We start from the raw sequence: 20,724 nt of genomic DNA, 5'->3' as shown, positions 1-20,724 counted from the left end.
ATTTTCCTTTGAGAGAGTAAAGAATGGATTATAAAAATTCGTTTTTACTATATGCCTGAATAACATTTGAAATGTAGTTTGTATCAATATTCAGACTGTTAGCTACAGCTGAAATTTTTCCTCTGCTATTCTCGAAACCCTGATTTTGGGGCAAGGGTAAACCCAAGCGCTCATTTAGCTGCCGCAAATAGACCCAATGTTCAGGAGCTTTTCTTATTTGCTGCTCTATCGATTTAAAAAGGATGCTTGTTAACTCAAAAATGTCTTGCTCAAAATCATTTGTTTGAACATATCGAAACGGTTCATCCAAAAGGCAATGCACACCGCCTGATGCAGTAGGTACACAATACGCTTGTAAAACTAGCGCATTTGTCTTCAGCGTAAGAAAGGCTGTGCCTGCCATTGCAGAAGCAAAATGGCCAAAAAAAGGAACTGAAATGGACTGACCTGATAAGTCAAAAACATCCGGCATCATAGTTACTATTTCATTGTTTTTAAGCCTTTTAATTGCGCTTACTAGTCCTCTCTTATCGTTAAATATTGGGTTAAAACCGCTACCCAACGAACCTAGAACATCTTTATAAATTGCGTTGGTTGAATTTTTTTGAGGAGGATCGTAAAACGCATTAATTGTTCTGGTTGCTCCCATATCTAAGATAGCTTTCAAACATCCTATAGAGAAAGGGCCATAGTGTGGGGTCACGAAAATAACCGGCCCGTCAAAATTATGTACCTCTCTCCAATAGACTTTATTGCTTATAGTAACTCTTTCATTTAGAAACTTTGTTAAGGTTGCATGCGAACTATTTAGACAAAACTGATTGAAGCGATGAGTACGCTCCATTGACCAAAGATGGCTGTATACGTTTCTCAAAGTAAACGATGTATTTGTATGGCTAAATGATTTCTTGAGGTTTTTCTTTAGTTTTTCGTCGGTCAGTGCACGCCAGACATTAGACATTGTGCTTATGTGAGCGCTTAAGAGATTATCGGTCATTCGTTTAAGCTCCCTGCCAAGATCGCGAGTTTGTTTTTTGTTATTGTTTCTAAGGTAAGCTGAAGATCGATGCTCTTAAAATGTGGCCTCATGTAACGTAAAAGTGCTTCTAGTTGGTTCGCCTGGGAGATGAAACGCTGAGAAAGCTCACTTTCCTTATGACCATTTAATCGACTCCAGCTAAATATACTTTCAGGTGACGAGTTGTATTGAGCCTCAAGTGCTTTGTATGTGTTAATAGCACAATCTGCTTTAACTAAAATACTATTTTTATCCAAATAGTAGATAGGTAATTGCTGTTTCTTCTTTAAAAGCCAGGAATACGAAGAAAATTTGCACCTGTGAGTAAAGATAGAAATTAAATGTTCACTGGAAACGCTTTTTGGATGAAATTCTGGAACACTTATGAAAACCGATGCTGAGCATTGTCTGCGTTTATCGAGCGTTAATGCAGTTCTATGATTAATCAAACTTACTCTCTTCAACGCTGTTAGTTGTGTCAAAAAAGGCACTGAATCGTCTTGGTCTTTTATAATATAAATATGAAACGCTTTATATTGATAAAGACGCTCGATGAGAGCGAATAAATCGTTGCTGTAAGGTGATATTATTATCGACCCTGATAAGCTGATGCTTTTTTGGCAAAAATTTATTGGCGGTGCTGTCTCATATCGTTTTTTATCAAGCTTTCGTAGATTAGATAGATGCTTAAGTGCAACCGGTACTTCAATTGAAATTTTATTCGAACAAAAAGCCTGAAGAGCTTTATGTTGACCAGCAATATACTTGTTTTTAGTTCGAGCCTTGTTCAGTTGTTTAAGAAATTTCATTGAGTTATCTTCTATTAATTGCTTTTAGAATAAAGTAAGCCGGATATTCGCTTGATGTAGAAGGTTAAAAGCAAGCATGATAATGCAACCCACAACACACCTTGAAGAAATGTAAAAATATTATCATTTAAAATAATATAGCTTAATGTATCTAGTAGTCCCTGTACTGGTGCATCATTGACTATGTCAGATAGTTCATGACTTGTATTTACCAGTTTTCGGAAGAGAAAAGATGCTACATAAACAAAAAAAAGAATAGTTAAAAGGCTATATGGAATTAAAATGTAAAGAGTTTTATCTTGCTCAATACCTAATGGTTTGTTGTGAATTAACTTGTTCTTTAGTGAGATTAATGCTGACCGCATTTTTTCATGTAGATTAGTGATTCCGCTTAAATCACTTAGCAGCCAATATCCATCGAACTTAAAAAATGGATTCAGAGTATGAAGCATTGTAAGCGTGATGGTCCAAGATAGCATGAATGCTAAAGCACTGTTATTTAGGTAAGCATATATGTCAATTATTATCAAAAGTATAGCTTGAAAGTAGAGGCCACCTAGGTCTACAGTTGCACGTTGATTACGCTTCAAGCGCCAAGCTTTAGAAACGTCAGCGTAAAACACGGGGAACACAAAGTAGATGCCCATCCCAATATCGCCATGAGGGCAATCATAACGCCTGCACGCAGTGACATGTCCCAATTCGTGAATAAAGTAGCTTAATAACATTAAAACAATGAACTGGAAACCATCACTGAGGGATAACCCTGACGTTGAAAATTGTGTTATCTTCGAAAGTAATGAACCATGAGTCGCTGTGAATAGCAGGGTCATGAAAATTACTATCCATTTGCTAAATAGTGGTGTGAGTTTTTTTGTTACGGGCATCAAAACTCTTTCTGGTAACAATGTTATGCTAAGAATAAAAGGCATTTTCTGGTCAGAAATTTCTGTTACCGCAAAAAGTTCAGAAGGAATATGCTCATATGCAAGAGCGGCAACTTCTTCGTCAGATAAATTTTTGTTGCAAAGCGAAAAATAGCTTTCATTTAGTTGAATGTTTAGCGACTGGGATTTAAGTAGAGCTTCTATCAGCACTTTTACAGGCCGAGATACAACATAATTCAAATGTTCACATTGAATTAGAAACCTGTCTTGCTTGACCTCTTCAACATTATGAGCGGCTTCAAATTCACTGATTTTGATGTTGGGATGCAATAATAAAGACATTAGCTTATCAATACAGTTGAAACGGAGAGAGGCTCATGAGCCTCTCTCAGCTAGACTACCAAATAACCTTACATTCACAGCTACCGTTAGTGCTCTCATCGCCACTATCTACCATAGCTTCCATTTCAAAGCGCGCTTCTAGAGCTTCTACTGAGTATTCGTTTTCTAAATCGTTTTGTAACTCGTTGTGTTCAATAGTCATAATGACGTTCCCTTATTAAATTAAATTTATAAATGTGAATTTTCGACGAAGTGTTGCTTCGACGGAGATAATTCTGTCATTCAAAAAAAATAATTTAAATAACAAATATAAGACAAACCCTTTAAAAATCACGTCTGTCGAATAATTGTTATTTTTTGGCGTGATTTTTATTGTCGATGTGAAGCTTAATTATTATTGTTTTGTATTTTTATTAAATGCTCTGATGGTGTACATCCATATTTTTCTTTGAAGCATTTGCAAAAATATGATTGAGAAGAAAAGCCACTTTCGAAAACTATGTTCTTTATTTGCTTTCCGGAGTTTAGCTGAATAGTTGCATATTCTAATCGCTTACTTTTAATTAACCTGCTTGGAGACTCTTTTCCTAGATTCTTGAATTTTCTTTGAATGCTTCTCTGGCTTATGTTTAGTGTGCTTGCGATTTTTTCGCAATTAAAATAAGGATTAGAAAAATTGATTTCAATAAGAGATATCGCTTTGTCTACCAGTTCTTTATCCTTTTCGATTGCCGAGGAATAAAGTTTGTTAGCTTTATTTTTTTTATCTTTATTAAAAAGAGTATAATCTTGCTCAAGATTTAATCCTCTATTTTTTAAATTAAACGTAGATGTGATTTTAAAATTGAAGATCGAAGTAAAGAGAACGGTTAAGCCAAAAAAAGCTAAAGCGAGTAGAATACTTTCCATGTGTACTAGTCCATTTGTCTTTTATTTCTCGTTATTATCTCTATTTGATTCGGATGGTTGATATTGTAAGATGTCTCCTGGTGAGCAATCTAGTGCTTCACATAGCGCATCTAACGTTGTAAATCTAATGGCTTTCGCTTTACCACTTTTTAAAATAGAGAGATTCGGTATAGTTATTCCTAGCTTTTTAGATAAGTCTTTGAGTTTTACTTTTCTTTGCGCTAAAACAACATCTAAATTGACGACTATTGCCATTAGATCACCAACCCTTGCTCTTCTTTCATAAGACTTGCCTCTTTCATTACCCATGAAATAACCAATATGACGGAGCTCCAAATGAGCTGGCTAATCTCGTTACTCCCTAAGTAATAGTTTATTTCCAATGTTGGGTAATTAAAGAAAATGTTAATGAATCTCGAAACCAAAGATGGGAGGAATATCATTGCAATACCGTAAGAGAACATCGTGATACCAATTAATTGTAAATATTGGCTGTTCTTTACATTAAAAATTATTCCTTTTTCATAGAGAGAGAATAACTTAAAGAGAAAAAAGAAAATTACCAATTGGACGATAAAATCTAACGGACCTAGTACCCAGAAACTATTGATGCCTATACCTTCTAGAGCTTGAGCATAGCTCAACCATTTATCGTGTATTGCAGATAAGTTGACGCTCTTTTCCCCAAAGCTCTGGTGCGTAGAAGCCGAAGTCGTGTTGACCATCGCAAAGTAGGAAAAAATGAGGGCTTGAATAATACCTGCAACTAATACCAAGAGTTTAGCAACCTTACTAATTTTGATGATTTTATTCATACCCTTTCCATGACTCTATCAATACAGTTAGCTAAACGTGAAGCGAAAAATGTTCAACAAACACTCAATATACCGATGAGTTATTTTAAATCAATAAATATTTATCGTTTAACAATAAAAAATTAACGATTTACAGTCTTCTAAGAGTTAAGAGTGGGCGTACTTTACAGATAGCTGAAGTGAAGATCTTGCTTTGACGATTTGTTACTTGATGATGCTGCTGCTCTTTCACAGTAGTCTAAATCTAATTATGGGGCGGGTACCGCCCCCACAATCAATCTAAAAGGCTAAAGATAGTGAAATTAGCCACTCTCGTCCCGCAGCGGGTACTCGCTCACCTACTACAACATCAGTATTCATCACGCGGTTAATTCCGGCAGTGTGTGGGGCGTAGTGTTTATCAAACAGGTTATGAACGGTTGCCGTTACCTGAAGGTTTGAATGTGCATTATCTATAAGGGTAAAAAGCCCCGTAATATGCACCAATCCATATCCAGCGGTAGTGTTTTCACTTTGTAGCGCTGAAACGTGGTTTTGTGCTCCTGCCAATTCTGACGTTAATTGGAGTGCCATTGGCGCATCAAGCAGCTGTGTGTCCCACTGAATGGTGGTGATCAGCTGTTCGGGGGCAATACGAAACAACGCATCGTCGATATCGTCGCGATTACCGTGCTGAACACTTGCTACTGCGTTAAGCTTCACGTTATCAAACACGTTACCCGAAACATTCAGATCTGCCCCTTTGATTACGGCGTCTGTATTAGTCCATTGAAATGGTGTTGTGCCTGCCATCATGGTAGAGACCATATTGGCAGCCATATTCGTGCTGGGAGAACCAGTAATATAGTCTTCAATTTCTTGATAAAAGAGGCGAGGAGAAACTGACCAGCTTTTGAAACGGTAATCAATACCCACATCTATTTGGCGTGCAGTTTCGTTGTCTAGAGCCAAGTTTCCAATGTAGTTAAACCCGTCTGCCATTCCCCCAGAAATACCAAGAGGCAGCCACGTATAGCGTTCGAAGTAAGTAGGGGCACGGTTTTTCTGCGATACGCCAAGGACAACATCGACATTGTTGCTGGCGTGATATCGCGTGCTAGCGGCAATATCTAACATGTTATAGCTCTTACTGCGTTCTGCCTCGTTGAAATCATCAACGAGTGAAGCAATGGCTGGGTTCATCATAACCATATTAGAACCGGCTAGCCCGGCATCCATGTCAACACGTGTATATCGGGTACCAATTGTTGTTGAAAAAGATGCTTTATCTCGCTGCCATTCTGCGTATATGCTGGCTGTGTCTTTTTCTACGTTGGTAAAGTTATCAACGAAGAACATGCCGTTATTAGGGTTGGTGATGGTCGAGTTATTCCTGCTGTGGTGCAGATAGGCACCTAGTTTGAGGTCACCTTCATAAAATGGCATTACATAGGTGGCATCTACACCTTGAGCAATAGCATCAGCGTTATTCTCTCTCGCCATGTCGGCAGACATCACCATGCGCTGTGAGAAGTTGTCCATGGCATGTTGGTTGCTGTTGCCAAACCAGCTTAACGTGAAGAACTCCCTATCGTTTGCATTATAGCGATAGCCCAGTCGATACCAAGCGGCATCAATAAAACCAATGTCCATGGCTAGAGCAGGCGTGCCGCTTTCGTTAGTATTAAGTTGCTGATAACTCACATCGACTTGGTGATTGCCCCACTCGACGCCCGCCCTAAACTTACCACCATTTCTTTGGTAATGGCTGTTTGGTATAACGCTGTTATCTCCCGACTCTTGTTCGTCGCGCTGCTGATGAGTGAAGGTGCCGCTAATAAAAGCCTGCTCACTCTTATAAAACAGATTGCCTTGGTATTGCTGACCGCTCCCCGGAGATATTGCGCTAGCACTTACGCTACCGCTAAAGCCTGTATTCAAGTCAAAAAGTGCTGAGGCATCAGAGTGAATGCGAAGCTTTCCGCCTAGCGTCTGCACACCAGCACTTACTGGCACAATCCCCTGGTAAAGGGTGGCGGTGAGTCCTGGTTCTGGCAGCACATGAGAAAGGGGCGAGTCCATGGCGTTTGGTCCTGCTCCAGCAATATCAACGCCATCAATGCTTACGCCAACTCGGTCACCATAAAGTCCTCTATACTGAATAAGCCCGGTGACTGGGCCGTTTCGAGATATCGACACGCCAGGTAATGTGGCAAGCTGATCGCCAAAGTCAGCGTCAATATTGCTGGTAGCACTAACAGACTCTTGCTCGATATTTTGCGTGCTAAGGGAAAGCGGTGTGCCAATAACGGTGACCACTTCTGTCGAAGTGTTATCGTCCAAGTCGCTGGTGTTTGCGTAAATGTGTACGGGCGCGCACGCAGTGAATACAGCAAGCGCAATGATAGATTGCTTCATAACAATTCCATTTTAAAAAACGAGTGTTGTGCATGGTGAAAGCATGCATGTTCAGTGTGTTTTGGAGGTTGTTATGCGTGTGGTGGGGCACGACTTAGCGGCGCCGCGTAAGCAAAATCTGTAAAGGGCTTAGCCGCTAAACGCGCGACTAAAGCGCGATAGCGAACCAGCGATAGTAAGGGTAATGTGGCATGTAGTGGCTCGTCAATCTGAGGTAAGTCGGCTAACGTGCCATTGGTACAGTCAACGTGCTCGGCGGGTGCTTTGAGCAGTTCGGGGCTAACAAAAACGAACTCACCTTCAAACTCAGTGGCGCTAATTGAAATGTAGCGCATGGTCTTGCCAGTACAAATAAGTTCAATATCTTCACCCACAAACGCACGTGCTTGCTGCATAGTATGGGCAGCAAGGCCAAGTGCTAATGCATTCTGCAAAAGCATACAAAGGCAAAGTGTTAATGTAAGTAGGCGTCTTAAAGTCATTTTTCTTTATCTGGTTAGCGCCTTTTTATCATAGCCCGCGTTTTGGTAATTTTTCTACCTATTATTTTTAAGTATCTCCAACCCCCGCTTTTTTCAGCTTTCTGTAAAGTGTACGGGTACTCACTCCCAGCGCTTGTGCAAGTTGCTGGGTATCGCCTTCAAAAGACGTGTGAATCTGACGTAAGTATTGGCGTTCCAATTCGTCTAAGGTTACAACGTTACCGTGAGATGAAGAGGCATCATTGATAGCATCAGAGCTTATGTTATCGAGCTCGGGTAAGTCTGTATCGTAAATAACGGTTTCATCAGCCAGTAAAATAGCTTGGTCTACAATGTTTTTGAGTTCGCGAATATTGCCTGGGAACGGGTAGTTGGTTAGTTTTTCTAGCGCGTTTTTATGAAACCGTTTTTTCTCTTTAGACATTGCCAAAAAGTGAGCGGCTATCAGTGCTATATCTGATTTTCTTTGTCGTAAAGAAGGGAGGTTGATAGGAAAACCGGCAATGCGGTAGTAGAGGTCCTGTCTGAATTCGCCCGTTTCCACCATATGCTTTAGATTTTTGTGAGATGCACACACTAAACGAAAATCAGCCTTTTTAGACACTGTGCTTCCTACAGGCCGATAAGTTTGAGACTCGAACAGCCGCAGAAGCTTTACTTGTGTTGAAAGTGGGATATCGCCGACTTCATCAAAAAACAATGTGCCGCCTTCCGCTGCTTCTACGAGCCCTTTCTTATTTGTGGTTGCGCCTGTAAATGCCCCTTTTTCATAACCGAATAGTTCGCTTTCAAGCAGCGTGTCAGACATGCCGGTACACTCGATGACAACAAATGGTTTGCCAGCACGGTGACTACTCGAGTGAAGTGCTTGGGACACCAGCTCTTTACCCGTGCCGGTTTCGCCAAACAGTAGTACTGAAATATCTGAGTTAGCGGCGCGATTTATTTTGTTTAGCATTGCTTTAAATGCCTCTGATTCGCCGACCATCTTTCCTGCTGAAGGTCGGTTTGAGGCAAACGAAAGCTTATCAAGTATTTCCAAGAAACCTAATAATTCTCCGCTACCGTCGAAGATCGGGCGCATGAGGATGTCGCAGTAGCTTTGACCCTCACTGGTGGTATGAACGTGTACTACGCTAGCCGCTCGTCCTGTGGCTTTACTCTCTTGCATGGGGCAATGCTCGCCGCACTTATCGCAAGGTTTGTTGTTGCGGTGAGAGACTTGATAGCAGGTACTAAAGCCAAGCTTTATATCCACAGGGTAGGTATCTCTGTAGGGCTGGTTGACAGCTTCAATAACGTAGCTTGGGTTAATGAAGATTGCGGGTTTATCTATCGCATCTATCATCGCTTGTACTATGGATATATTCATGGGTGGCTGAATATTAGTTTGTTCTAATTTAATTTTGGCAATTTATCATATTGGCATAGAGCTTGTTCACAGTTTGAGACAAACGACAATACTTCGGTAGCAACTCATTCAGTTCCAAAGAGAGTTTTATAATGAAAAATAGCGTAATGCTGGTGGCGATAAGCTTATTGGCAAGTAGTGCTCATTCATTGGCAGATACAGTGACTGCCAATGAGAAAAAAAGTGAAAACAGTGTACAGGAAAAAGTCAAAGAAGCGCGATTACACGCAAAAGCACTGGGAGGCGCGCTAAAGTCACGACTACAGCAAGCAATTCAATCCGGAGGGCTAGAGGCTGGCGTTAACGAATGCCAGATTGCAGCGGCTCCTATTGCTCTGGCGCTTAGTCAAAACGGGTGGGAGGTTGGGCGTACCGCGCTGAAAGTAAGGAACCCAAACAATGCGGCAGATCAATGGGAGCGTGAGCAGTTAGCGTGGTTTTCACAATTACTGACCAAAGCTAAGCAAGACAATTTGGCCCCTAAAAGACCTATTGAAACTTATCAATACGATAGCGAAAGCGGTGAGTTTAGGTACATGATGGCGATTGAACAAGGTCAGGTGTGCATGGCATGCCACGGAGCCAATGTGGCACCTTCAGTAAAACAATCCATTCTAAAGCACTATCCCAGTGATCAAGCTACAGGGTTTGAATTGGGAGAATTACGAGGCGCGTTCACACTCTCATATACCCCTTAACTTTTCCTTATACTCCACTTTTTGACAATCTGCTAAGCAGCCTTTCTCTTGTGCCATATTTGTCACCTAAATGACAAATATGGCGAATGCATCGCCATCAATTGTTGCGTTGGATCAATAAGCCACACGCTCGGTCGTGGAATAATTTATCTGCACAGTACGAAAATACCGCCGTTTATCGGTAATTGCGCTTTAGCAGCCAAATTACTGATGTATGGCATAAACCGTGCTCTTGCCATGCGGCATATTCATGTGTTCATCACTGAATTTTAAACCACTTTTCTGCTAAGCGTTTAACGCGCACACGAAATACAAGGGAGATAACCCATGAGCGATACGTTAATAGAACTATCGCGGTGGCAATTTGCATTAACTGCAATGTTCCACTTTATATTTGTACCCTTAACTTTGGGGCTTAGTTTCTTACTTGCCATTATGGAATCGGTATACGTAATGACGGGTAAAGAAATTTATAAGCAGATGACCCAATTCTGGGGAAAGCTGTTTGGAATTAACTTTGCCATTGGTGTAGCCACAGGCTTAACCATGGAATTCCAGTTCGGAATGAATTGGTCTTACTATTCTCACTATGTAGGCGATATCTTCGGTGCGCCACTTGCCATCGAAGGCCTAATGGCCTTTTTCCTGGAATCTACCTTCGTGGGGTTGTTTTTCTTTGGCTGGGACAAAATGTCAAAGGTGAAGCATCTGATGGCGACTTGGCTGGTGGCCATTGGTTCAAACTTCTCTGCACTGTGGATCTTGATTGCTAACGGCTGGATGCAATACCCGGTAGGCGCTGAATTTAATTTTGAAGCCATGCGTATGGAAATGACAAGCTTTGCTGAGGTTATTTTTAACCCCGTAGCACAGGTCAAATTTGTTCACACTGTATCAGCAGGTTACGTGACCGGCGCAATGTTTGTGTTGGCAATTTCAAGTTACTACCTGCTTAATCATAAGCATATCGCCTTTGCGCGCCGTTCGTTCGCCATAGCTGCTAGCTTTGGCCTAGCCTCAACGCTTTCTGTGATCGTGCTAGGTGATGAGAGTGGTTATGAGCTTGGTGATGTACAAAAAGTGAAGCTGGCAGCAGTTGAAGCTGAGTACGAAACCCATCCTGCACCTGCGCCGTTTACCGTGTTTGGTATTCCAAACGACGAGAAGCAGGAAACCGAGTACGCCCTTCAAATTCCTTGGGCAATGGGCATTATTGCTACCCGTTCGTTAACCGAAGAAGTAAAAGGTATTAAGGATCTTAAAGAAGAGAATCGCGAGCGTATTCTAAGCGGAATTAAAGCCTATGAAGTGCTTGATGATGTAAGAAACGGCACCGCGACAGCTGAGCAACGTGCTGCATTCGATGCAAATAAAGATAGTTTAGGCTATGCCATGCTGCTAGAGCCTTTTACTGAGAACGTTTCAAACCCCTCTGATGCCGCGCTTCAACAGGCAGTAGATTACAGCATTCCGCCAGTTGCTCCTTTGTTTTGGAGTTTCCGTTTGATGGTTGCGGCTGGCTTTATCATGCTTGCGCTATTTGTGTGTGCCTTTTACTACAGCACCAAGCACAAAATTACTAAGCCACGCTGGCTATTAAAAAGCGCGCTCTACGGCTTGCCGCTTCCTTGGATTGCTTGTGAGGCTGGCTGGTTTGTCGCTGAATATGGCCGCCAGCCATGGTCAATTGCAGAGGTGCTTCCGGTGCATACGTCGGTATCTAATCTCGCCGTAAGCGACGTGGTAATAACCCTTGTAGCCTACAGTGCTTTCTACACCGGCATGTTCATTATTGGTTTTTACTTAATGAAGAAGTTTGCCAAAAAAGGGCCGATTCCCCCTGCAGATAAGCAGCCTGACACTGAATTTGATCTTATTGACCTTGATGAGCAAGGAGCAAAAGCATGATTGATTATGAATTACTAAGAGTCATTTGGTGGTGCTTGGTTGGCGTTCTGCTAATTGGCTTCGCGGTTACTGATGGCTTCGATTTGGGCGTTGGAGCTCTGCTCACGCTTATTGGTAAAAATGACAAAGAACGTCGCGTAATGATAAATACAGTAGGACCGCATTGGGATGGCAACCAAGTTTGGTTTATCACCGCAGGTGGCGCTATTTTCGCCGCGTGGCCGATGATTTACGCCACTGCGTTTTCTGGGTTTTACCTAGCATTGGCCCTTACCTTAATTGCCCTTTGGATGCGCCCGATAGGCTTTGACTACCGCAGTAAACTACCAAACCCTCAGTGGCGTAAAGCGTGGGATTGGGCGCTATTTGCTGGCGGTATTATCCCAGCCCTTATCTTTGGTGTGGCGTTTGGTAACCTGCTGTTGGGCGTACCGTTTGAAATGGACAGCACGCTTAAATCAACCTACACAGGCTCGTTCTTTGGCCTTTTAACACCGTTTGCGCTGGTGGCAGGATTGCTTTCTGTGGCTATGTTGCTGAATCACGGTGCAACCTGGCTACAAATGAAAACCGATGGCTTTATTGAAGTTCGCGCACGTGCAGTATCGGTTGTGTTAAGCCTGGCTGGTGTCACGCTATTTGTACTTGCAGGTCTTTGGGTAGCATTTGGATTAGATGGCTTCGTGATTACGTCGGCAGTCGACACTATTGCAACGTCAAATCCACTTAAGAAAGAGGTTGCCATTGAAGCTGGAGCTTGGATGAGCAACTACAGCAAATACCCCCTTATGATGGCAGCACCTGTGCTGGGTATTATTGCGGGTCTGGCCTGTGCGCTTTTCTCTAAGAAAGGTAATGCAGGCATGGCGTTTGTATCGAGCGCGCTATTTATCGCAGGCGTTATCTTAACGGCTGGCTTTTCTATGTTCCCATTCTTAATGCCAAGCATCACCATGCCAGAAGCGAGCTTAACCGTATGGGACGCTACGTCTAGCCATATGACGCTAAACGTAATGTTTATCGTTGCCTGCATCTTTGTGCCTATTGTACTTAGCTACACGGCCTATAGCTTTTACGTAATGCGCGGACGCATTAAAAACGAAGACCTCGACCAGTCTCACACCATTTATTAAGGAGAACGCTATGTGGTATTTCGCTTGGATTTTAGGAGTTTTGCTGGCGTGCTCTTTTGGCATTATCAACGCCATGTGGTTGGAGTCGACGGAAAATATGGATAGACCCGAAGACTAGGTGTTTTAAATAGCGCGGAGTTCATCCGTTTTCAAACACGCCGTAAACCCATCCATGGGGGCTCTTCAGCAGCGTCCCTGCTGCTGAAGGTTTGAAAACGGATGAACACCGCGCTATCAGTTTAATTGGCAGGTTCTTGCAGCCAGCCCACCACCACTTGGAAAAGAATGAAAAAGAAATGCGAGATTTGCTCTCGTTACTAAGTAACGAAAAAGATGAGTCAAAACCACAGTGATCAAAGAAAAAGTTCCCAACCGGCAAACGCTGAACGCGTGGTCCAATAAGATAGATAAGGCGCAGTCGCTTGGCTTGCGTACCTCTCTTACGGCCCAAGTAATGGTTAAGTGTTTGTCGCTTTTTTCTTTGATTATTGGGTTCTATTATTTTTCACATATTGCTCATGACTGGGTAGTAAACCAGACTCCTGCAACAGCGAGTGATGTCACAGGACTTGCCGTTTCTCTGGGAATGAGTTGGCTGCTTCAAGGCGCATTCAATGCCTTATCTAGTAGTGCAAGAATGCAGGTATTAAACAAGCTCGAACAGCACCTACAACACGTATTCATTGAGCGTCAATATGCGCTTATTCGACAGCACTCGGTTTACTATTGGCAAACGGTGTGGCTGCAGCACTTACAGGCTTTTGCTGACTGGGCACTTGAATATCGAGTGCAGCAATTGATTGCAGTTGTTGTCCCCTTGTTTGCTTTAGCCGTTATCTTTTATGTGAACCCCGTTATAGGGATTGGCCTATTACTAACATTACCTGTAGTGCCGCTTTTTATGATCATTGTGGGCAAGGGAGCCGCTGCCCTACATCGAAAGCATTTTATCGCCCTTGAACGTTTGGGAAGTTTATTTACTGATAGGTTAGCCGCGCTGCCGATGCTGGCAAATTATCAGGCGCATCAAAAACAAACAGCCCTGCTTAAAGATGCCAGTGAAAATTTGAATGCGCGTACTATGAAAGTAGTGAGCGTAGCGTTTTTGTCCAACAGCGTGCTCGACTTCTTCGCAACACTCGCGGTTGCACTTACGGCAGTATTTATTGGTTTTTCACTGTTAGGTGAATTGAGTATTGGGCCGGAAATAACGCTCCAGCAAGGCTTATGGATATTGCTGACTGTGCCATTGTTACTCAGTGAAATGAAAAAGTTGGGGCAGGTATACCATCAGAAGGCGCAAGCAGAAGCCGCCAAAGCTGAACTCGCGCCGTTATTCTCGCGCTTCACACAAAATCTTGATGGTAGTGCAATGAACCCGGTCAAAGCTGACACAACCCACCATTATTCATCAGAACACGAGGTATTGCTTGCGGCTAAAAACCTTAAGGTTTTTGACATAAACGCCCCGCAACCTCGCTTGCCGAGCGGTAAGGATAAATCGGCTGTTGATGATCCTCCTGCACTTTTGCACACTGAATCCCTTGCAGTATTAAAGGGCGATAAAATACTCATTAGCGGGCGCTCTGGTTCAGGTAAAACACTATTATTAGAAGCCTTAGGCGGTCAAAGACCTAGCACACATACATTCAGTGAACCGGTAATTTGGATTACCCAGCACCCCGTGATCACGCCAGGTACCGTGCGTGAAAATTTGTGCTTAAACGACACCTATACAGACGACGCGCTTATGAAAGCACTAGAAACAGTAGAACTTGACGCGTGGCTGTCGTTATTGCCTTGCGGGCTTGATACGGTAATGACTGATTATCCGCTGCTTTCAGGTGGAGAAGCGCAACGGCTGTCGCTAGCGAGAGCGCTGTTGCGCAAAGACGATATATGGTTACTAGACGAGCCTACAGCCCATTTGCCAGATTCCCAGCATGCAAGATTGGCACAGTTAATTGAACGTTTGGGTAGAGACAAAACACTGATTTGGGCTTCTCACAAAGCACTCCCTGCAAACTGGTTTAACCGCTTTTGGACGGTATCGCGAAGTACGAATGAACAAGACGCCATTTCCAACTCAATGTCAAAATCAGAGGCAGGGCTTAAAAGTAAAATAGGCGCAGTACAAGACGGGCACCTACAAGGCTGTAGCAGCGTGACGGAAACGAGCTTTAAGATGAATGCCAATCAAAAGGAACGTAGCCTTGATGAAAAGTAAACCGGCTTATCTCACGCTGCTGCTTGCTCTTTTACACGGTGTGGCAGGAATAACCATTCTTGTTATTTCTTCGTGGTTTATTGCTATCAGCGCTATTGCACCAATAGGTTTTAATTACGTTATTCCCGCGGTGGTTATTCGCGCGCTAGCACTACTTCGCATTGCTTCGGGATATGCAAGTATGTGGGTGGGTCATAACGATTTGCTTACCCGTATCGCAGAGGGTCGCTTGCTTGTATTCAGTCAACTTGAAAACAGTAAAATTACCGACAAAGCGTTCACCACAGAAGCATTAGCCCAGCATACCGAAACGCTTGCCAGTCGGTGGATTGCTTGGATAGCTCCGCTTTCTAACATCACATTTATATTCACTAACCTTTGCGTTGCTGCGGTATGGTTTGACCTTCCCGGCACCTCGTTTTTACTTACACTTTTTGTTATTTGGCTCATCATCGTTGTGCTGCAAGGCTTTAGTGGTTTAAACGTTGCGAAAAAAGCGACAAAGGAAAACAAAGTGTTTCGCCAAGAGTCAGCCTACTTTCTTAACTGCAGCGCTTTATGGCACTTAAATAAAGCAATGACAGATAAGCCAAAGGAAGAGGGTAGGCATGTGATCAATAGTGTGCCGAGTGCTGACAAAGTGTGGCGACAACAAACTACGCAGAAAGACAAAGCGCTACGCGCGAGCTGGTGGTTTCAAGGCGCGGCGTTTTTTGCGGTAGTGTTAGTTATGTCGGGCGCAGTTAGCCCAATATCTGACTTTTCGTATATGCCTATTGCTATTGTAGTGCCCATGATATTGATGGCTGCGCCTGATTGGGCTGGCGCGGCTTTTCACAGCATTACCAAGTTTGCACAGCACAAACAAAGCGCGAAGGCCCTTAAAAAGCTCAAAACCTCACCCATTAAAGTACTTGAACGCACCGAACTGCACCATTCACTCACGTTATCTGGCTATACTGCCAAAAATAGACGCTTACCTTTGGTCAATGCTACATTCCCAGCCACTGGCATCGTATGTATATCCGGGCCGTCAGGCTGTGGTAAGTCATCTTTGCTTCAGTCAATTGCGGGGGTTGTGCCTTCTACTGGACTTAAAGAAGTGGATGGCATGCGTATATCCGATGGCTTAATTAAAAACTGGCGCTATGTAGAACAAGAGCCAATAGTGCTTTCTGGCAGTGTCTCTTCAAATTTAGACCCTGCCGGAATGGGTATTCCCCTCGATGACATGACTAACCTGTTGGCTCAATTAGGGCTAGAGGCACTGTTGCCGTTGTCTATGTGGGTTGGCAAGGCGGGAAGGGCACTTTCTGGGGGAGAGCGTAAGCGACTAGCCTTAGCGCGCGCTATTTTATCTCACGCAAAAGTGTTGCTTGTTGATGAACCCTTCGAGGGCTTGGATGTAACTACTCAGCATAAAGTGTGTGAGGTATTAAATCGCTATGCTGCCAACCATCTCATCCTTGTTGCTTCTCACGTTACGCCAAGCGCGTTAAATGTATCATCAACACTACTATTAGAAGAGGCGAGAATGGATAACCTTTGTGCAGTCAGCACGCTATCAAGTAGCCTTAATATACAGGATTGACCTCAGCTAAGCGCAACGCTCAAACTCTTCTGTGATTTCCTCCAAGGTTCTTCCTTTTGTTTCTGGGAAGAGCTTGGCAACTAAGATCAGACTGACTAAGGCAAACCCGCCGTAGATTGCAAACGTGGCCGCGGCTCCCAAGTTAGCCAACTCCCAAGGAAAGATGACCTGGACAAGAAAGCTGGTGAGTGAATTCACCATACCCACTAATGAAATAGCCAAAGCACGGGTTTGATTCGGAAAAATTTCAGCAAGCATTGCCCACATCACAGGGCCAAGAGACATCGCAAACGAAGCAACAAACGCAATAATGCCAAACAACACTAAAGGCGCATTCATGTTAATACTGCTTGTAAGCAATGGTTGCTGGTAAGTATCGTATTCTTCGCTGGTTAGTGCGGTTTTAAGCGCGCGCTTAAACTCGACGTCTGAATAATAAGTATCGTTGGTTAATGATGTTAGCTTTATTGCCACACTCGGCGCATCTTGCTGTATTTCGTTTATGGCCGTTTGCTGTACTTGATATGTCGCCTGTTTAAAGCCATAGGTACAAATAGACATGCTGATCACTACGCCAGCTAAGCCAATCAGTAGCAGCGGTTTTCTTCCCCATTTATCAATAGTTAGCATAGCGACTACGGTAAATGCTACGTTAACCAAGCCAATCCATACAGCCTGCATAAATGCCGCATTGGTACCTACACCGCTTTGTTCAAAAATCGTGGGCGCGTAAAAAAAGATAACGTTAATGCCGGTAATTTGCTGAGCAATGGCAATAATAATGCCGACCATTAACGGAAATCGCATGGCCTTTGCCTTTAGAAAGCCCAGGCGTTCACGAAAAGGCCACGACTTTTCTTTAAGTGAGGACGCTATATCTTCAACAAGAGCGCTGGCTTGGGCTTTGTCGAATAAGCGGTTTATAACCTGTTCGGCTTCCTCGTGTTTGCCTTTGAGTACCAGCCACCTGGGGCTACGCGGAATAGTAAACAGGAAACCAAACCATAGTGCTGCGGGGATAACCTCCAAGCCCAGCATGTAGCGCCACAAATGCGTATCTATACCCCATTCAGCAACCCAACCTGCACCGCTGTTACTCAGCTGCAACAGGTAATAGTTGGTGAAATAGGATAGGGCGAAGCCAAATACAATGTTTAGCTGGTTCACCGACACCATTTTGCCTCGGTTTTCTGGTGCGCTTATTTCCGAAATATACAGCGGGGCAATGATCAGCGAACAAAAGGCAATGCCGCCAATAAAGCGAGAAAGCACTAATAGTTCGAAATTAGGGGCTAAGGCTGAGCCGACAGAAGAAAGCAGGTAAAGGAAAGCGACAAGAATAAGTGCTTTGCGCCTGCCAATAGCGTCGCTAACGCCGCCGGCAAATAGCATGGCTATTAGCGCGCCTAGTGTCGGTGAGCTTACGACGAAGCCTTGCTGCCAATCGCTTAGGTTAAATTCGGCATCGATAAAGCCATTGGCTCCTGCTATTACACTGGCATCGAAACCAAAAATAAACCCTCCAAGAGAGACAATGAGTGTGTAATACAGCGACGGAGACAGGGCTTTATTCATTTTATAATTTGCCTAATGTGTCCCTATTTACTACTTCGGGTTCAAATAAGTGCTCAATAGGAATAGGGCTTTTTATGTCATAAACATGTTGTAGCACCCAATAAGCAGCCATTTCTCCCATAGCGTGAATAGGGTTATTAATGGTAGTGAGTTTTGGATAAAGGTAGCGCGAAAACAGCACATTATCGAAACCGATTATGGAAAGCTGTGAAGGGATATCAAAACCCGCTTCTCTTGCGGCGGTCATTGCACCAGAGGCCATTTCGTCGTTAGCACATACCAAAGCTGTAAAATGAGGGAATGCCTTTTGAAGATGCTGCATACCCTCTTGGCCTGACGACTCATGAAAGTCGCCTTCAAAAACACTGTTTTCACTAAAGGTAACCCCTGCTTCCTGAAGGGCTCTTTTGTGACCTGCCAGACGATCGCTCGCATCTTTTTTAAATAGCGGGCCGCTGATGTACGCAATCTTTTTGTGGCCTGCATCAATAGCAGCTTTCGTTGCCATGTAGCCGCCTCTTTCGTTGTCCACAACAAAGCAGTTCTCGTCGAGAGCGTCCACTTTTCGGTTTATCACAACAACGGGGATTTTACTGTCTACTAATGTTTTTAAGTACTCATCAGATACCGCTTCAGCGTGCAGAATTAACGCATCGCAACGGCGGCTTTTTAAAAACTCAATAGCTTCGTGCTCGCGCTTTTCATCCACATGACCGGCGGTAATAATAACGTGCTTACCATTTTGTTTTAGCACATGTTCTACCGTACTCATCAGGTCGCCAAAGTAAGAGCCGTGAAGTTCTGATACGAGCAAACCTACGCTGTTAGTGCGATTTGACGCAAGAGATTGAGCAATGGCATTGGGTTGATATCCCAACGACGCCATAGCATCCTCTACTTTTTTGCGGGTGCGTTCACTTACCTTCGCGTTGCCATTCATAACGCGAGAAACGGTAGCTAACGAAACACCTGCGGCCTCTGATACTTGGTAAATTGTTGCCATACGGTTTGGTACTTGTCCTTATTTGATACCGGTAATGTACCCATTTATCCGGCTCTTAACCAGTTTTGAATAAGCCAAAGCACTTTGTTTTAGCGTACGTTTTTGGGTTTCGTAGTCGACATAAACTATGCCGAAACGCTTTGAATAGCCCAGTGCCCACTCAAAGTTGTCCATTAGGCTCCATGCAAAATATCCGCGTATGTCTACGCCTTTTTCTATTGCCTCATTTACCGCATTTAAATGTGTGTGAAAGTAGGTGGTACGCCCATTGTCCAACACTTCCCCATCTATGAGCTCATCATCCATTGCTGCTCCGTTTTCAGTAATATAAATAGGCGGTAAGTCGTAGCGTTGGTGCAAATCAACAAGCAGCTCGGTAAAGGCATCAGGAGTAATTTCCCAGCCCATTGCGGTTAATTCGGTTGTGGCTGGAGGCACAATTTCAAACCAACCGTTGCCATCGCTTTGATACACAGTGCGGGTGTAGTAATTAATGCCTAAGTAATCGATTGGTTGGCAAATAAGAGCCATATCACCGTCCAATATGTCAGGTTTTGCGTCGGCATCAAGCTTATCGATAATGTCAGGGTACTTACCTTCTATAATAGGCTTTAGATACCATTGATTGTGGTAGTCATCGGCGAGTTTGGCGGCGTGTATGTCTTCCTGTGAATCACTTTTTGTATGGCAGTTGCTAAAGTTAAGTACGATACCGTTTTGGCTTTTTGGGCAAATTCGGTTAAGCACCTTCAACGCTAAACCGTGAGCAAGCAATAAGTGATGCGCTGCCTTTCGACCATTTGCCATGCCTGTCTTTCCAGGTGCATGAATGCCTGCCTCATAACCCAAATAGGCTGAACAAAATGGCTCATTTAATGTCGCGTAGGAGTGGACTTTTTCGCCCAACGCGTTTGCTACGGCTTCAGCATATTTTTCGAATGCATAGGCTGTATTGCGATTAAGCCAGCCACCGTTGTCTTCAAGGTGTTGCGGTAAATCCCAGTGATAAAGCGTCACGAACACTTTCATGCCGCGCTTGATAACTTCATTGACTAAGTTTACGTAAAAGCGCATGCCCACTTCGTTTACGCTACCGTCCTGTTTCATCACTCGTGGCCACGAGATAGACAGTCTATAAGCGTCAACATCAAGAGAATCAATTAGCTCTACATCTTGTTTCCACAAATCTATGTGGTTACAGGCAATGTCACCATTAGTGGCATCAGTAATGGCATTTTTCTTTTCGCAGAACGTGTCCCAAATACAATCTAATCTTCCTTTTCTGTCTCCCTCTATTTGGAAACTTGATGTAGCCACACCAAACAAAAAGTCTTTCGACAACATCATTGAATTGGATGGAAGGTTAATTTCTTGCATCGTGGGTATGTCCTGACTATAACAATTTTTTCATATTAACCCTGCGCTAGACAGGGCAAATAACATCATATTTACATTGAATTCGATTACGCTTCGTGTAATTATCTCTTCAATGTAAGCGCTTACAAAATTGCTTGCAGTT

General features: G+C 43.4%; 19 protein-coding genes. 6 read left to right on the top strand and 13 right to left on the bottom strand.

What is annotated here, in order from left to right; translation table 11 throughout:
* Positions 1 to 28 precede the first annotated feature (28 nt).
* The 10 genes from AC0J2X_RS10835 to AC0J2X_RS10790 form a co-directional block, all read right to left on the bottom strand.
* Positions 29 to 997: a lysophospholipid acyltransferase family protein gene (locus tag AC0J2X_RS10835; RefSeq protein ID WP_334038734.1), complete on the bottom strand. Its 969-nt coding sequence runs from the start codon at positions 995 to 997 to the stop codon at positions 29 to 31.
* Positions 994 to 1,827, bottom strand: coding sequence for a hypothetical protein (locus AC0J2X_RS10830; protein ID WP_472996022.1), 834 nt, complete (start codon positions 1,825 to 1,827; stop codon positions 994 to 996). Before AC0J2X_RS10830 ends, AC0J2X_RS10835 begins: the two co-directional genes overlap by 4 nt.
* Before the next feature lie 14 nt (positions 1,828 to 1,841).
* The gene (locus AC0J2X_RS10825; RefSeq protein ID WP_334038736.1) at positions 1,842 to 3,056 is read right to left on the bottom strand and encodes a hypothetical protein; all 1,215 of its coding nucleotides are present in this window, start codon (positions 3,054 to 3,056) and stop codon (positions 1,842 to 1,844) included.
* Between the two features lie 55 nt (positions 3,057 to 3,111).
* Positions 3,112 to 3,258 carry a hypothetical protein gene (locus AC0J2X_RS10820; protein ID WP_334038737.1) on the bottom strand — a complete coding sequence of 49 codons (147 nt, stop codon included), beginning with the start codon at positions 3,256 to 3,258 and terminating at the stop codon, positions 3,112 to 3,114.
* A gap of 185 nt (positions 3,259 to 3,443) precedes the next feature.
* The gene (locus AC0J2X_RS10815) at positions 3,444 to 3,965 is read right to left on the bottom strand and encodes a helix-turn-helix domain-containing protein (protein ID WP_334038739.1); all 522 of its coding nucleotides are present in this window, start codon (positions 3,963 to 3,965) and stop codon (positions 3,444 to 3,446) included.
* Between the two features lie 21 nt (positions 3,966 to 3,986).
* Positions 3,987 to 4,220: a helix-turn-helix domain-containing protein gene (locus tag AC0J2X_RS10810; RefSeq protein ID WP_334038740.1), complete on the bottom strand. Its 234-nt coding sequence runs from the start codon at positions 4,218 to 4,220 to the stop codon at positions 3,987 to 3,989.
* Positions 4,220 to 4,780 carry a DUF2975 domain-containing protein gene (locus AC0J2X_RS10805; RefSeq protein WP_334038741.1) on the bottom strand — a complete coding sequence of 187 codons (561 nt, stop codon included), beginning with the start codon at positions 4,778 to 4,780 and terminating at the stop codon, positions 4,220 to 4,222. The genes AC0J2X_RS10810 and AC0J2X_RS10805 overlap by 1 nt, the downstream gene beginning before the upstream one ends.
* A gap of 279 nt (positions 4,781 to 5,059) precedes the next feature.
* Entirely contained in the window at positions 5,060 to 7,177 is a 2,118-nt protein-coding gene (locus AC0J2X_RS10800) for a TonB-dependent receptor plug domain-containing protein (RefSeq protein WP_472996021.1), read from the bottom strand.
* A gap of 71 nt (positions 7,178 to 7,248) precedes the next feature.
* Complete coding sequence (locus tag AC0J2X_RS10795; protein WP_334038743.1) at positions 7,249 to 7,617, bottom strand: hypothetical protein; 369 nt, start codon at positions 7,615 to 7,617, stop codon at positions 7,249 to 7,251.
* Positions 7,618 to 7,726: 109 nt separating this feature from the next.
* Positions 7,727 to 9,007 carry a sigma-54 interaction domain-containing protein gene (locus tag AC0J2X_RS10790; protein ID WP_069945144.1) on the bottom strand — a complete coding sequence of 427 codons (1,281 nt, stop codon included), beginning with the start codon at positions 9,005 to 9,007 and terminating at the stop codon, positions 7,727 to 7,729.
* Positions 9,008 to 9,162: 155 nt separating this feature from the next.
* Here AC0J2X_RS10790 and AC0J2X_RS10785 point away from each other — a divergent pair, with 155 nt between their 5' ends.
* The 6 genes from AC0J2X_RS10785 to AC0J2X_RS10760 all read left to right on the top strand — a co-directional run bounded on the left by AC0J2X_RS10785 (position 9,163) and on the right by AC0J2X_RS10760 (position 16,627).
* On the top strand, positions 9,163 to 9,768 hold the full coding sequence (locus AC0J2X_RS10785) for a Tll0287-like domain-containing protein (protein WP_069945143.1): 606 nt from the start codon (positions 9,163 to 9,165) through the stop codon (positions 9,766 to 9,768).
* 327 nt (positions 9,769 to 10,095) lie between these two features.
* The gene (locus AC0J2X_RS10780; RefSeq protein WP_069945142.1) at positions 10,096 to 11,676 is read left to right on the top strand and encodes a cytochrome ubiquinol oxidase subunit I; all 1,581 of its coding nucleotides are present in this window, start codon (positions 10,096 to 10,098) and stop codon (positions 11,674 to 11,676) included.
* Positions 11,673 to 12,809: a cytochrome d ubiquinol oxidase subunit II gene (gene cydB / locus AC0J2X_RS10775; protein ID WP_014951150.1), complete on the top strand. Its 1,137-nt coding sequence runs from the start codon at positions 11,673 to 11,675 to the stop codon at positions 12,807 to 12,809. The genes AC0J2X_RS10780 and cydB overlap by 4 nt, the downstream gene beginning before the upstream one ends.
* A gap of 10 nt (positions 12,810 to 12,819) precedes the next feature.
* Positions 12,820 to 12,927: a cytochrome bd-I oxidase subunit CydX gene (gene cydX / locus AC0J2X_RS10770; protein WP_061096111.1), complete on the top strand. Its 108-nt coding sequence runs from the start codon at positions 12,820 to 12,822 to the stop codon at positions 12,925 to 12,927.
* 231 nt (positions 12,928 to 13,158) lie between these two features.
* Entirely contained in the window at positions 13,159 to 15,036 is a 1,878-nt protein-coding gene (locus AC0J2X_RS10765) for an ATP-binding cassette domain-containing protein (protein WP_472996020.1), read from the top strand.
* A complete protein-coding gene (locus tag AC0J2X_RS10760; RefSeq protein WP_472996019.1) occupies positions 15,026 to 16,627 on the top strand; it encodes an ATP-binding cassette domain-containing protein in 1,602 nt (533 codons plus the stop codon). The genes AC0J2X_RS10765 and AC0J2X_RS10760 overlap by 11 nt, the downstream gene beginning before the upstream one ends.
* 6 nt (positions 16,628 to 16,633) lie before the next feature.
* Here the strand turns inward: AC0J2X_RS10760 and AC0J2X_RS10755 are convergent, their stop codons facing one another.
* The 3 genes from AC0J2X_RS10755 to AC0J2X_RS10745 are packed head-to-tail and all read right to left on the bottom strand — an operon-like array spanning position 16,634 to position 20,582.
* The gene (locus AC0J2X_RS10755) at positions 16,634 to 18,202 is read right to left on the bottom strand and encodes a sugar porter family MFS transporter (RefSeq protein ID WP_334038749.1); all 1,569 of its coding nucleotides are present in this window, start codon (positions 18,200 to 18,202) and stop codon (positions 16,634 to 16,636) included.
* Position 18,203: 1 nt separating this feature from the next.
* Positions 18,204 to 19,205: a LacI family DNA-binding transcriptional regulator gene (locus tag AC0J2X_RS10750; protein WP_472996018.1), complete on the bottom strand. Its 1,002-nt coding sequence runs from the start codon at positions 19,203 to 19,205 to the stop codon at positions 18,204 to 18,206.
* Positions 19,206 to 19,223: 18 nt separating this feature from the next.
* Positions 19,224 to 20,582, bottom strand: coding sequence for a GH1 family beta-glucosidase (locus AC0J2X_RS10745; RefSeq protein WP_472996017.1), 1,359 nt, complete (start codon positions 20,580 to 20,582; stop codon positions 19,224 to 19,226).
* Positions 20,583 to 20,724: the final 142 nt, after the last annotated feature.

This window comes from Alteromonas sp. R7, assembly GCF_055755235.1.
The sequence above is the reverse complement of the archived record's forward strand: the minus strand, read 5'-3'. Positions and strand labels throughout refer to the sequence as shown.